Origin of the sequence: Kocuria sp. UBA1838 (assembly GCF_002338785.1) — a bacterium.
Taxonomy (GTDB): domain Bacteria; phylum Actinomycetota; class Actinomycetes; order Actinomycetales; family Micrococcaceae; genus Kocuria; species Kocuria marina.
Window position 1 is genome coordinate 134,729 of record NZ_DDIY01000001.1, and the last position, 12,672, is coordinate 147,400.

At 69.0% G+C, this 12,672-nt stretch carries 11 protein-coding genes and 1 pseudogene; 5 read left to right on the forward strand and 7 right to left on the reverse strand.

Annotation, left to right across the window (positions count from 1 at the left end):
• The first annotated feature begins 41 nt into the window (after nt 1–41).
• Together B3I25_RS00630 and B3I25_RS00635 are read left to right on the forward strand one after the other, a co-directional pair.
• On the forward strand, nt 42–683 hold the full coding sequence (locus B3I25_RS00630) for a hypothetical protein (RefSeq protein WP_286737474.1): 642 nt from the start codon (nt 42–44) through the stop codon (nt 681–683).
• An 80-nt stretch (nt 684–763) separates the two neighbouring features.
• Entirely contained in the window at nt 764–1,213 is a 450-nt protein-coding gene (locus B3I25_RS00635; RefSeq protein ID WP_131332126.1) for a hypothetical protein, read from the forward strand.
• 147 nt (nt 1,214–1,360) lie between these two features.
• Here the strand turns inward: B3I25_RS00635 and B3I25_RS00640 are convergent, their stop codons facing one another.
• From B3I25_RS00640 to B3I25_RS00655, 4 genes are all read right to left on the reverse strand, one after another.
• The gene (locus tag B3I25_RS00640) at nt 1,361–3,808 is read right to left on the reverse strand and encodes a heavy metal translocating P-type ATPase (protein WP_064846428.1); all 2,448 of its coding nucleotides are present in this window, start codon (nt 3,806–3,808) and stop codon (nt 1,361–1,363) included.
• Complete coding sequence (locus B3I25_RS00645; RefSeq protein WP_035960929.1) at nt 3,795–4,004, reverse strand: heavy-metal-associated domain-containing protein; 210 nt, start codon at nt 4,002–4,004, stop codon at nt 3,795–3,797. Before B3I25_RS00645 ends, B3I25_RS00640 begins: the two co-directional genes overlap by 14 nt.
• 86 nt (nt 4,005–4,090) lie before the next feature.
• Nucleotides 4,091–4,408, reverse strand: coding sequence for a metal-sensitive transcriptional regulator (locus B3I25_RS00650; protein WP_035960928.1), 318 nt, complete (start codon nt 4,406–4,408; stop codon nt 4,091–4,093).
• 215 nt (nt 4,409–4,623) lie between these two features.
• Nucleotides 4,624–4,770: a hypothetical protein gene (locus tag B3I25_RS00655; RefSeq protein WP_206480056.1), complete on the reverse strand. Its 147-nt coding sequence runs from the start codon at nt 4,768–4,770 to the stop codon at nt 4,624–4,626.
• 347 nt (nt 4,771–5,117) lie between these two features.
• On the opposite strand from B3I25_RS00655, the gene B3I25_RS00660 reads away from it, so the two are divergent.
• A complete protein-coding gene (locus B3I25_RS00660; RefSeq protein ID WP_206480058.1) occupies nt 5,118–6,968 on the forward strand; it encodes an NAD(P)/FAD-dependent oxidoreductase in 1,851 nt (616 codons plus the stop codon).
• Here B3I25_RS00660 and B3I25_RS00665 read toward each other — a convergent pair.
• From B3I25_RS00665 to B3I25_RS00675, 3 genes and pseudogenes are all read right to left on the reverse strand, one after another.
• Nucleotides 6,938–7,288 (reverse strand): hypothetical protein, encoded by a 351-nt coding sequence (locus B3I25_RS00665; RefSeq protein WP_179861246.1) that lies wholly within the window; start codon nt 7,286–7,288, stop codon nt 6,938–6,940. The genes B3I25_RS00660 and B3I25_RS00665 overlap by 31 nt on opposite strands.
• 328 nt (nt 7,289–7,616) lie before the next feature.
• A pseudogene (locus B3I25_RS00670) lies at nt 7,617–8,486 on the reverse strand (metal ABC transporter solute-binding protein, Zn/Mn family).
• A gap of 158 nt (nt 8,487–8,644) precedes the next feature.
• The gene (locus B3I25_RS00675; protein WP_286737512.1) at nt 8,645–9,121 is read right to left on the reverse strand and encodes a DUF805 domain-containing protein; all 477 of its coding nucleotides are present in this window, start codon (nt 9,119–9,121) and stop codon (nt 8,645–8,647) included.
• A gap of 177 nt (nt 9,122–9,298) precedes the next feature.
• On the opposite strand from B3I25_RS00675, the gene B3I25_RS00680 reads away from it, so the two are divergent.
• Both B3I25_RS00680 and B3I25_RS00685 read left to right on the forward strand, forming a co-directional pair.
• A complete protein-coding gene (locus tag B3I25_RS00680; protein WP_404821112.1) occupies nt 9,299–11,389 on the forward strand; it encodes a glycoside hydrolase family 15 protein in 2,091 nt (696 codons plus the stop codon).
• A 134-nt stretch (nt 11,390–11,523) separates the two neighbouring features.
• Nucleotides 11,524–12,672 (forward strand): proline dehydrogenase family protein (locus tag B3I25_RS00685; protein ID WP_286737479.1); only part of this gene is annotated, 1,149 nt, incomplete at its 3' end.

The window sequence follows — 12,672 nt, forward strand, 5'->3', positions numbered from 1 at the left end:
GACTGGGCGGGACATCCCCGGCAGATTCAGGAGTTCTCGGCGTGCCCCAACAGATTTCCGCACCGCACGGCGGGCAGGACCGCGGCAGGTCCCGCGGGGCCGACGTGCGCCACGACCTGTGGGGACCCACCCTGCTGCGCGCCGTGGTGGCGCTGATCTTCGCGGCGGTGACCGTCTTCTGGCAGGAACCGTCCCTCGGGGCGGGCCGGTGGGTCATGGCGTTCTTCCTGGTGGGAACGGGCGTCTCCGCGATCTTCCTGCAGCTGCGGCTGAACCGCCGCGAGGACGTGGACCTGGGCCCGAGCCGGAACATCCCGCAGTCCTACGGTGTGCTGTACGTCCTGGGCGGGGTGCTCACCGCGGTGGTCGCGAGCAGTGACTGGCTCTTCGTCCTGTTCTCCGCCGTGATCCTGGGCCTGTGCGGGATCACCGAACTGGTGTTGGGCATGCGTTTCCGCGGGCAGTTCCCGATGGGTCGTGACTGGACGCTGTGCGGCGCGGTGACCGTGTTCGCGGCCATGGGCATGGTGCTCGTGGAGACCCTCGGAACCAAGGCGGAACTTGGTGTGGTAGGCGGTGCGGCCATCATCATCGGCGTCACCCAGCTCATCGCCGCACTGAGCCTGCGCCACGATGCGCGCGCAGCGGACAAGGCCCTGACGGACCCGGGCCGTACGGCCTGAACGCGTAGACTGACACGTTGAACTCGCGGGCGGATTCCCTACCCCCGCCCCACACCCCGACCACCGCCAGGAGGAATCACGTGGCCCAGCGCACTGAGCACAATGGCCGGCGCAGAACCGATATCAAGGGGCCTCTGATCATCTCGGCCGTTCTGGCGGTCGTGGCCTTCGTGGTGGTGTCCGTGGTGGCCGCGGGCGGCACGGACAACGCCGCCCGCGTGGGCCTGGGCCTGATCGCGGCGGGCATCGCGTTCATCGCCTCCGTGGTGGTGTGCGCGACCCTCATGCTGCTCGAGAAGCCCAACGCGGAAGAGCTCGGTCAGGGCACCGGCGTGAACCGATCCTCCGCCAAGCTGTACGCGGAGAACAAGGCCCGCCGGCAGGCCGAACAGGCGCGCGGGGAAGGCTCGGGGACGACGTCGTCCGGTACCGGCGGTGCCGCGGGGGCGGCAACCACCGACGAACCCCAGTTCGGCCAGCGCGTGCGCCCGGACACCAAGGGCGAGGAGCCGGGCTCGAGCGCTCGCTGACCGCAGCATGTAGGGCTCCCATACAGAGCGAGGCCCCGGAGAACCACTGGTTCCCCGGGGCCTCGCTCTCTCATGTCGTGGCACCCCTGCCGTGCGGCTCTGGTCGCATGACCCGCGCCGTGCGGCCGTTCGGCACGTCGAGCGCACTCAGCGCGCGAACCGCTTCAGTCGCAATGAGTTCAGCACCACGAACACCGAGCTGAAGGCCATGGCGGCGCCGGCGATCATGGGGTTCAACAACCCCAGGGCCGCCACCGGAATGGCCACGGTGTTGTAGGCGAAGGCCCAGAACAGGTTGGACTTGATGATGTGCAGCGTCTGCCGGGAGAGCTTGATCGCCAGCGGGATGGCCGTGAGGTCACTGCGCACCACGGTGATGTCCGCGGCCTGCATGGCGGCATCCGTGCCGGAACCCATGGCGATGCCCAGGTCCGCGCGGGTCAGGGCGGGGGCGTCGTTGACGCCGTCACCCACCATGGCCACCACGCGGCCCTGCGACTGCAGCTCTTCCACGGCCTGGACCTTGCCGTCCGGGGTGACGTCCGCGATCACGTCTTCCGGGGCGATCCCCACGTGGGCGGCCACGGAACGGGCCACGGCGGCATTGTCCCCCGTGAGCAGCACCGGGCGCAGCCCGAGCCGCTGGAGTTCCGCGATCGCGGCCGGGGCCTCGTCCTTCACGGTGTCCTGCAGGTCGATGAACCCGGCCACGCGCCCGTCCACGGCCACGAGGATGGTGGTGAAACCGTCCTCGCGGGCGCGGCGCAGGGCCTCGGACTCGTCCGCGGTCAGCCGGATCCCGTTCTGGGTGAGCCAGGATTCCCGGCCCACCACGACGGCGCGCGCGTTCATGCCGTCCGGGACGTACCCCTTGACGCCGCCGCCCGGGGCGGACTCGAAGCGGGAGACCTCGTAGCGGTGGGGCGTGGCTGCGGTGATCGCCTGGGCGATCGGGTGCTCGGAGTAGCTCTCCACGGCCGCGGCCAGATCCAGCACCTGATCCCGCGACCACGAGTTCACCGGCGTCACGGTGGTCACCGCCATGTCCCCGTGGGTCACGGTCCCGGTCTTGTCCAGTACCACGGTGTCCACCGAGCGGGTGTCCTCCAGTACCTCCGCGGAGGTGATCAGGATGCCCAGCTGAGCGCCGCGCCCGGTCCCGGTCAGCATGGCCGTGGGGGTGGCCAGACCCAGGGCGCACGGGCACGCGATCACCAGGACGGAGACCGCCGCGACGAACGCCTGGTTCAGTTCCCCGGACACGAGCCACCAGATCGCGAAGGTCAGCACCGCGATACCCATGACCACGGGCACGAACACGGCAGAGATCCGGTCCGCGAGACGCGCCACGGGGGCCTTGGTGGCCTGCGCGCGCGCCACGGTTCGGCTCATGGAGGCGAGCACGGTGTCCGCACCCACGTGGGTCGCCCGCGCCAGCAGACGACCCGTGGTGTTCACGGTGGCACCCGTGAGTTCATCCCCCGGGCCCACCTCCACGGGAACGGATTCCCCGGTGAGCATGGAGGCGTCCACGGCGGACTCGCCCTCCACGACCAGGGCGTCCGTGGCGATCTTCTCGCCCGGGCGCACCGTGAAGGTGTCCCCCACGCGCAGCTCGGACACGGGCACCGTGCGTTCGGTGCCGTCCTCATCCACCACGGTGGCTTGCTGCGCGCCGAGATCCAGCAACGCCTTGAGTGCCTCACCCGAACGGGATTTGGCGCGCGCTTCGAGCCAGCGGCCCAGCAACAAGAACGTGGTGATGATGGCCGCGGACTCGAAGTACAACTGGTGGCTGGACATGTCCATGGCCATGTCTGGATGGGCATGGGCGGTCATGTCCGGCTCCACGAGCAGGTGGCCCAGCGAGAACAGGTAGGCCGCGGTCACGCCCAGGGACACCAGGGTGTCCATGGTCGTGGAAAGGTGGCGCGCGTTCACGGCGGTGGCCTTGTGGAAAGGCCAGGCCGCCCACGTGACCACGGGCAGTGTCAGCAGCGCGGCCACCCAGCCCCAGTGGGGGAACTGCGCGCCGGGGACCATGGAGATCACGAAGACCGGCACGGAGAAGACCGCGGCCACGATGAACCGCTTCTTGAGGTCGCTCATCCGCCGTTGCGCGGGGGTGGTCTCGAGCGCGGGATCCCGGTGCTCGTTCTCGGCCCGCAGGGTCTCCTCGGCGGTTCGCTCGGGGGTTGTCTCCGAGGACGCATGCCCGCGGGGGTATGCGTCGGTCGTCCCGAGTGCCGATGACGCCCCGCCCCGCGTACCCGCGTGAGCGGCGTCGTCGGCTTGTCTGGGCGTTTCGGCAGGAGCGGAGGCCCGCTGCACGCGGTCCCCACCCGTGATCTCGGCGCCGTAACCGGCGTTGCGGATGGTGTCCAGGATCTGCTCGTCGGAGACGTCCCCGGGGACCTTGACGGACGCGGACTCCAGGGCCAGGTTGACCGCGGGATCCACGCCGTCGATCTTGCGCAGCTTCCGCTCGATCCGTCCCACGCAGGACGCACACGTCATGCCCGTGATCTGCAGGTCCAGATCACGCAGCGGCCCGTGCACCTGCGGTTCGGCCGTAGCTGGTTCAGACGACGGCATACCCGGCCTCTTCCACGGCCGCGGAGATCTCGTCCGAGGTCAGTTCGCGCGAGCTCTCGATGGTCACGGGGGAGACGCCGCCGGCGTTGAGGTCCACGGCCACGGAGGTGACGCCGGGAACCTCGGCCAGTTCCTCCTTCACGGAGGCGACGCAGTGTCCGCAGGTCATGCCGGAAACGTTGACGGTGGTGTTCATGGGATTCTCCTCAATGCTCGTGATTCTCCTGCCGGGCCGTACGGCCCGAAGTCCTGGTGGCCGCGGCGTGGGCCGACGGCGCCCGCTCAGCTCTTGACGAGCCGGGCGATCGCGGCGTTGGCCTCCGCGAGTTTGGCGTCCATGTCCGAGGTGTCCCCGGAGTCGTGGGCGGCCTCCACGGCGTGCTTGACGCAGTGACCCAGGTGCTCTTCCATGAGCCCCAGGCTCACGGATTTCAGGGCGGACTGGATGGCGGAGATCTGGGTGAGGACGTCGATGCAGTAGGTGTCCTCGTCGATCATCCGCTGCACACCGCGCACCTGACCCTCGATGCGCTTGAGGCGGCGGGCATAAGCCGCCTTGTCCTGGGTGTACCCGCGGGTGGGGGTCTCGGGGCTGCTCATGGGTACAAATTATACCCTATGGGGGTATTGTCGCAATGTGGTGGTGGACACGTGCGGGTGCAGGACGGTGCGCATCGAGGTGCGCAGCAGGTCGGTCATCTCGGTTGTGCTGGCCGTGGCGGTGGCCGCGCGCGCCCGGCGGGTCTCAGGGCGGGCGGGGTCCATGGGGGACTGTTGGCTGGCGGGCGTGAGGGTCGTTGGCGTGACCGCCGGAGTCAGGCCGGGGGCGCACCGGCCTTCGTGTGATCTCGTCGCGCGACGGCCCCGTTGTGCCGGTATGTGGCCACGATCGCCGCGATGACGAGGCGGCTGGAGCGGTAGAAGAGCGCGCCCTCGATGATGTACAGCACGATGCCGACCATTGTCCGTTCCGCCTCTCGCTTCCCTGCCGATGGGCCGGAGGGGCTCGTTATGCAAAAAACCCCCACGTTACCGGGGCGGTCAACGGTGCCGACGTGCAGTGGGGGCCGCCCGGGCCAACCTCGAGGCTCCCGTGTTCTGGGAGGCAGGCCTCTGCACGCCTTGGTGCCATGGGGCTTCACGGTGCGGGCGGCGTCGTCGTCATCCACTCGCAGATCCGGACGCGCGGTCGGCAGACCGGATCGCTGGAGATCGTGGCGACCCAGGGCTTTCGTCCTGCCCGGTGTTGTCGGCGGGTGAAGCGCGCTAGTGTGACACAAATCATAGCTCAGCCACATTAGGAAGTGACATGACTCAGACCCACGATCATGCAACCGATCCCGGCGAGAGCTCCGCAGGGAGTGACGATCCGCAGGCGGCCAGCAGCGCCGTCGAGAAGTGGCTCGCCGCCTTCGACCGGGCCCTCCGTGCGCACGACGAGGACGCGTTGCGGGAACTCTTCGCCGAGGACTGCTACTGGCGTGACTTCGTGGCATTCACATGGAACCTCAAGACGCTCGAAGGCATCGATGAGATCGCGGCGATGCTCCAGGCCCAGCTGCCGACGGTCGATCCGCACGATTGGCAGCTCGCCGAGCCCGCATCGGGCACGGCCGAGAACGCAGAGGCATGGCTCAACTTCATGACCGCCGCCGGGCGTGGTTGGGCTCACCTGAGGCTCGTGGAGGGGCGTTGCTGGACACTGCTGACCACACTGCAGGAACTGACGGGGCACGAGGAGAAGAAGGGCCCCCGCCGTGAGCTCGGCGTCACCCACGAGATCACCCGGGGACGCAAGACGTGGAAGGAGTCCCGGGCGGAGCGGGACGCCCGGCTCGGTTTCGACGAGCAGCCATACGTGCTGATCATCGGCGGGGGTCAGGGTGGCATCGGGCTCGCCGCGCGGCTGCGACGTGTCGGCGTGCCGACGATTGTCGTCGAGAAGAACGAGCGGGCGGGTGACTCGTGGCGCAAACGCTACAAGTCGCTGCACCTGCACGACCCGGTCTGGTATGACCACATGCCCTACCTGCCCTTCCCCGACGACTGGCCGATCTTCCCGTCGAAGGACAAGATGGGGGACTGGCTCGAGCACTACGTGGACATCATGGAACTCGACTACTGGGCTGGCACACGGTGCCTGGGCGCGCAGTTCGACCAGGGCGCGGGCACGTGGACCGTGCGGGTGGACCGCCGTGGCGAGGAGGTCATCCTGCACCCCACCCAACTCGTCTTCGCGCTGGGTGTCTCCGGCTACCCGAACATCCCCCGTTTCGAGGGCGCCGACGACTTCGCCGGGTGGCAGGGTCACTCCTCCGAGTTCACGGGTGGTGAAGAGGATGTCGAGGGCAGGCACGCTGTGGTCATCGGGTCGAACAACTCGGCCCACGACATCGCGGCAGCCCTGTGGGAGAAGGGCGCCGAGGTCACGATGATCCAGCGTTCCTCCACGCACATCTCCCGCAGCGACTCCCTGCGGGAGCTGGCGCTGGGCGCGCTTTACTCGGAGGAGGCCCTGGAGAACGGGGTGACCACGGAGAAGGCCGACATGCTCTTCGCCTCGTGGCCGTACCGGCTGCTGCCGGCTGCGCAGATTCCTGTGTACGAGCAGATGGCTGAGCGGGACGCGGACTTCTACCGTGCGCTCACCGACGCCGGCTTCGAGTTGGACTTCGGCGAGGACGGCTCAGGCCTGTTCTTGAAGTACCTGCGGCGCGGATCCGGGTACTACATCGACGTGGGTGCATCGCAGCTGATCATCGACGGCCGGATCCAGCTGGAGCGCGGTCAGGTCACCAAGATCGTGCCGGAGGGGGTGGTCGTCGACGGCGACCGGCTGGTTCCCGCGGACCTGCTCGTCTATGCGACCGGGTACGGATCGATGAACGCGTGGCTCGCGGATCTCGTCTCGCCGGAGGTTGCCGACGCGGTGGGCAAGTGCTGGGGGTACGGCTCGGACACGACCCGCGACCCCGGTCCCTGGGAAGGGGAGCTGCGCAACATGTGGAAGCCCACAGCGGTGCCGCAGTTGTGGATTCATGGCGGCAATCTGCACCAGTCCCGCCACTACTCGAAGTACCTCGCGCTGCAGCTCAAGGCCCGGGAGCTGGGGATGGACACGCCCGTCTATCAGCTGCAGGAATCGCACCATGTGCGGTGACCGCGAGAAAAGGGTCGAAGGGCGGCTCGCGCCACTCCGTCAGGCGTGGTCTCGGGCGCCGGGGTGAGGGCGGGCGCTGCATCCGTGTAGTCCAGCGTCACCCGGGCGAACGGGGCGCCGATGATGACTTCCAGCCCCGGGATGAGTTCGTAGCGGATCTCGTCCTTGATCCGCTGGTTCTCCAGGGCGGGAGTGAAGACCAGCGTGACCGTGAGCTCGGGGGCCCGAGGGCTGCCAGTGATGCTGAACTGCGCGGAGGCCACGGAGGGGTAGATCTGGATGCCCCTCGTGGCGGCGCGGGCCACGGCGTCGAGCGGCACGCCCGGTACGCGGGCGGGAACGGGGGAAGAGGGGTCGACGGCGGTCGTCCCGAGGGGGCTCGACGTCGGTTCATGAGGGGGCAGCAGGCAGGCCCTCCGCTCCACCTGTAAACCGCCTGGCGGGGCGGTGACAGGGTAGTGTGACGTCCACCCAAGCGGGTGGTCTACCGGAGTGTATGCACACGACATAAACTTCCCGCGCCAGGACGCGCCGTGGGGCGCCTGCATGACGTCCGGTTGTTCGGTGAGAGGTTCTTGCCTTGCGAGAGTCTCCCACCATGTCGGTCGCGAAGCTCTCGGTGAGCCACCAGAACTACCTGCGGGCCATCTAGAACCTGGAGGAGTGGTCCGAGGACCCCGTCACCACCTCGGCCGTGGCCTCGACCACCTGCTGCATCTGCCGGTCCGAGACGGTCGACTCGCAGAACACCGCCGGGACGTGGTTCTGCCGCACGGTGTCGATCGCCGAGCGCGGTTCCTGTGGACCCGCCTCCTGTTCGGAGTTCACGGGTCAGAGGTGATGCTCGCTCGGTCCGGCGTCCCGCGCGAAGTAGGAGAAGGCGCCCTCGCACGTGAGCAGTGCGCGCTGGTTCGCGGGGACCCGGTCCAGCCGTTCCCGTAGGTCCGTGCGGACCTCGTCCAGCTGCTCCTTGTACCTGTCGCCGTTCTCCCGGAACTGCGCGGCGTGCTCGGGATCGAGGTCGCTCAGGGCGGTCGCGATGGTGTCCACGTAGCGCTGCCCGTTCGTGGGGCTCATCCAGGTGTGGGGATTGGGTGTTCCGGGCTGGTCCGCGACGTCCACCGTGGGAACGCCCTCGGAGACCACCGCGTGCGGCACGTTGGCCGAGGCCACGAACTGCCCGAGCCAGCCCTCCAGGCCGAGCCCGTTGTCCAGGACCAGCTGGGCACCGGACGCCTTGCACACGTCCGTGAGGGTGGGCTCGTAGTCGTGGATCTCCGCCCCGGGCCTGGTCACGGATTCCACGGTCACGTGCTCACCGCCAACCACCCGGGCCATGCCGCGAGCACCGTGAAGGTGGCCAGGACCGTGGGTTTGCCGGACTTTGTTGCGCCGGAGGCGCCCGGCGCCTCGGTGCCTCCAGACTGCGCGCACCCGCTCAGGACCGGCACTCCGACCAGGGCCACCACCGCTGCTCTCCCCCCGAGCCGACGTCCCACCAGGACGCACCTCCGCCATGTTGAATCGTACATATCCGGTGTGCCGAACTTGAGGGGCGGGGCGGGTGCTGGGCACGCGCTGCGAGGTGTGGCGCCACCGGGTGGCAGTGGGGAGGCACTGACCGCATGGTGTTGCCGGGCCCGTGCGCGTCCACGTGCTGTGGCTGAGGAAACCGCTCAGCGAGAGCCCGCGCCCGGTGCCTGCGGCAGGAGCTGGTTGTCGAAGCGCACGCCCCGCGGGTCCGGGGGCAGCAGCACCAGGATGAGCAGTGCCGGAGCGCCCAGGAAGGGGACCAGGATCAGGAGGTACCAGAGCCCGGAGAGATTGGCGTCGTGCAGTCGCCGGACGGACAGCGCGATCCCGAAGACCACGCACAGGATCGCAGCAGCCAGCAGCGCGAGGGCCAGGAGGAGGTAGACCACGGCGATCCACTCGGCTCCGTCGGTCAGGGGTCCGCTGAAGTAATCGTGCTCGTCCGCATGCTGGCCGCCCCAGGACAGCAGCGCGGCGTACAAGGCGATCCACCAGTAGTCGGAACGGGATGCGCGGCCGGAGAACTGGAAGCCCCTGCCGAAGAAGTTGCGCAGGGCCTTCAGCGGGCCCACGCGCTCGCCGGGCTGGGTGGCGCGAAACGCTGCTGGCTGGTAGGGCATGGTCACGGGTGGTGTCCTCCTGCATCGGTCGCGGTGGCATCCGCCGGGTCGAGGGGGGTCGGGCCCCGGAGCCGTCGGACGGAACCGGATGGAGCATCCACGGTATCGGGCACTGGCCGAACGGCCAGAGTTCCGTGCGGCGTGAGCCGCCGAGGGCGTTTATGGGATTCTGGGTCCATGGCTTCCAAGATCGAGGACTACGCCCTGCTCTCCAACATGCGCAGCGGGCCGTTGGTCTCCCGTCATGGCTCGGTGGACTGGTGGTGCGTCCCGAGCTTCGATTCGCCCGCGCTGTTCGCGGCGCTGCTGGGCACCCCAGACCACGGCCGCTGGTTGCTGGCGCCGTACTGCGCCGTGGACGACGACGCCGCGGTGGACCTCTCCCTGCCCGGCGTCACCGCGGTGGAGCGGTTCTACGCGGAGAACACGTTCGTGCTGCACACCGTGTGGACCACGGACACCGGCACGGTGCGGGTCACGGACTTCATGCCCCTGAACTCCCGCACGGAACTGATCCGCCGGGTGGAGGGCCTCACGGGCGAGGTCGAGATGTTCCAGGACCTGCGGCTGCGCTTCAACTACGGCTCGTCGGTCCCGTGGCTGAGCCGCTTCGACGTGCTCGAGGAGGAATCGGAGGAGGGCGCGGTCGCGGAGTCCGTGCTCGTGGGCATGGCCGGCCCCGATTCCGTGGTGTTCCACGGTGACCCGCTGCCGGAGGCGGACCCGGACCGCAGCAAGCGGCGCCATGCGGGCTCCTTCACGGTGGCCGCGGGCCAGACCAGGGACTTCACACTCACGTGGTTCCCGTCCCACGGCGTCCCGCCGGAAGCGGTGGATGTCAATGAGACCCTCACGGCCACGCTGAACCTGTGGCAGGAGTGGACGGATCTGTACGAACCGTACGATCCGCTCACGGACCCCACCGCGGACCCCGAACTCCCGGAGGACGGGGACGACGGCGCGTGGGCGGCGTCGTCGGCGGAAAGAAGAAACGCGGGCGAGCCCGCGTCCGGCCGGGACGTGGGGCGCCACGGGGACCGCCCGGCGGACGCCGACGCCCAGGAGACGGTGCACTTCACGAGCAGCCAGGATGCCCCCGAGGACATCATCCGCCGCAGCCTGCTCGTGGTGCGCGGGCTCATGCACCAGGCCACGGGCGGATTGATCGCCGCGGACACCACGTCCGTGCCGGAGGTGCTGGGCGGGGAACGCAACTGGGACCACCGCCACGCGTGGCCCCGGGACGCGGCCTCCGCGCTGGAGATCATGCTGGACCACGGCCACGACCGGGAGGCCGCGCAACTGCGCAACTGGCTGCTGCGCGCCGTGGCCGGGGACGTGGACAACCCCTCCAACATCTACACGCTGGACGGCTCCGGGCAGATCCGCGAACGCCTCGTGGACCTGCCGGGTTACGAGCGATCGCGCCCGGTGCGCGAGGGCAACGCATCCGGCAACCACTACCAGGCGGACGTGGCCGGTCACGTGCTGCGGGTGTTCGAGATGCTGCGTCGGCGCGGTGTGCAGGAGGACCACCTGTCCTGGCCGTTGCAGCAGGCGTTGCTGCGCGCCGTCGTGGCCAACTACGAGGAGAAGGACCAGGGCGTCTGGGAGATGCGCGGCGAACCCCAGTACTACACGCACTCGCGCGTGATGATGTGGGCCGCGCTGCAGGCCGGCGTGGACGCCGTGCGGATCCACGGGCTGCCCGGGGACGTGGAGACGTGGGAGGAACACCGGGACCAGCTCGCGCACGAGATCTGGACCAACGGCTACGACCCCCAGGTGGGTTCGTTCGTGCAGTACTACGGCTCCACGGACGTGGACGCCTCCTTGTTGCAGCTGCCCACGGTGGGTTTCGTGGCCTACGACGACGAACGCATGCTCGGCACCGTGGCGCGCATCCGCAAGGAGCTCACGGACCGATCGGGGCTGCTGCACCGCTACCGCAACCTCCCGCAGCTCACCGACCTGGACGACGCCGAGGCGTTCGCGTCCTCGATCGGTCAGGACGGTTTCGCGGGGCAGTCGGTGCCGTCCGTGTCCGCGACCCTGCAGTTGGCCGAGCAGCTGGCGCTGTGCGGTCACACGGGGGACGCCACGCGGCTCACGGATCTCGTGCTCGGCACCGCCAACGAGCTGGGTCTGTTGCCCTCCACCTATTCGCCGTCCCAGCGCCGGGCCACCGGCAACTTCCCGCAGGTGGAGGCCCACCTGAACCTCATCCGGGTGCTGGACATCCTGCAGACGGAGCTCGATCGGTCGTAGGCCGGCGATTCTTCGCCGTGGCGGGGATCACGATAGCGTGTGAGGACCAGCCACGCCGGGCCCGGTGAGACTCGGCTGGTGGCCGAGGGAGTGCCTCGGCACCCTTCCCGGGCCGAGACTTTGGAGGCGTTGCAATGGCACGCACCGTCAATACCGGAATCGATCCTCACGCCCTCGCCGATCCCGCCGTGGACCTCGTGCGCACGTGGCTGCTCAGGGCTCAGGAGAACCAGCGGAAGAACACACAGAAGAACCCCGCGGAGGACCGTCTGGCCGCCGTGCTCCAGGACCCCAACGGGTTGGAGTTCACGGTGGGATTCGTGGATCGCGTCGTCCGCACCGAGGACACCAAGGCTGCGGCCAAGGCCCTGCAGGACATCGCGACGTTGACCCCGCAGTCCATGCCCGCCACGGACCGGGCCCAGATCCAGGCGGGCACGGCGCTGTCCGGGGTGCTGCCCTCCGTGGTGGTCCCCGCGGCACGCACCCGATTGCGGCAAATGGTGGGACACATGGTCGTGGACGCCCGCCCCGGCCCGTTCGGCAAGTCCGTCAAGGCCCTGCGGTTGCACGGGCACCGGCTCAACATCAACCTGCTGGGCGAGGAAGTGCTCGGTGAGGACGAGGCCAAGAAGCACCTCGCGGACGCCGAGGGTCTGCTGCGCCGCGAGGACGTGGACTACGTCTCCCTCAAGGTCTCCTCCGTGGTACCGCAACTGTCCCACTGGGGCTTCGACCGCACCGCCGAGCGCGTGGTCGAGCGGTTGCTGCCGCTGTACGAGACCGCGGCCACCAAGGGCACCGGCAAGATGTTCATCAACCTGGACATGGAGGTCTACTCGGACCTCGAGCTGACCATCGAGGTGTTCCAGCGGCTGCTGAACAAGCCCCAGCTGAAGAACCTCGAGGCCGGCATCGTCATCCAGGCCTATCTTCCAGACGCCCTCGGCGCCATCCAGCGGCTCTCCGAGTGGTCCGGGCAGCGCGTCGCGGACGGCGGCGCACAGATCAAGGTCCGCCTGGTCAAGGGCGCGAACCTCGCCATGGAGAACGTGGACGCGGAAATGCACGGCTGGCCGCTGGCCACCATGGAGTCCAAGCAGGCCACGGACACCAACTACAAGCGCGTGCTCTCGTGGCTGTTCCACCCCGAGCGCATGCGCGGTATGCGCCTGGGGGTCGCGGGGCACAACCTCTTCGACATCGCGTTCGCCCACCTGCTCGCGGCGGAGCGCGGTGTCACCGACCGCATCGAGTTCGAGATGCTCCAGGGCATGGCCACC

What these genes read in the sequence shown, in the direction of transcription:
- B3I25_RS00655 (WP_206480056.1), bottom strand. Translation starts at nt 4,770, where the DNA reads ATGGTCGGCATCGTGCTGTACATCATCGAGGGCGCGCTCTTCTACCGC.
- B3I25_RS00645 (WP_035960929.1), bottom strand. Translation starts at nt 4,004, where the DNA reads ATGAACACCACCGTCAACGTTTCCGGCATGACCTGCGGACACTGCGTC.
- B3I25_RS00640 (WP_064846428.1), bottom strand. Translation starts at nt 3,808, where the DNA reads ATGCCGTCGTCTGAACCAGCTACGGCCGAACCGCAGGTGCACGGGCCG.
- B3I25_RS00660 (WP_206480058.1), top strand. Translation starts at nt 5,118, where the DNA reads ATGACTCAGACCCACGATCATGCAACCGATCCCGGCGAGAGCTCCGCA.
- B3I25_RS00650 (WP_035960928.1), bottom strand. Translation starts at nt 4,408, where the DNA reads ATGAGCAGCCCCGAGACCCCCACCCGCGGGTACACCCAGGACAAGGCG.
- B3I25_RS00680 (WP_404821112.1), top strand. Translation starts at nt 9,299, where the DNA reads ATGGCTTCCAAGATCGAGGACTACGCCCTGCTCTCCAACATGCGCAGC.
- B3I25_RS00675 (WP_286737512.1), bottom strand. Translation starts at nt 9,121, where the DNA reads ATGCCCTACCAGCCAGCAGCGTTTCGCGCCACCCAGCCCGGCGAGCGC.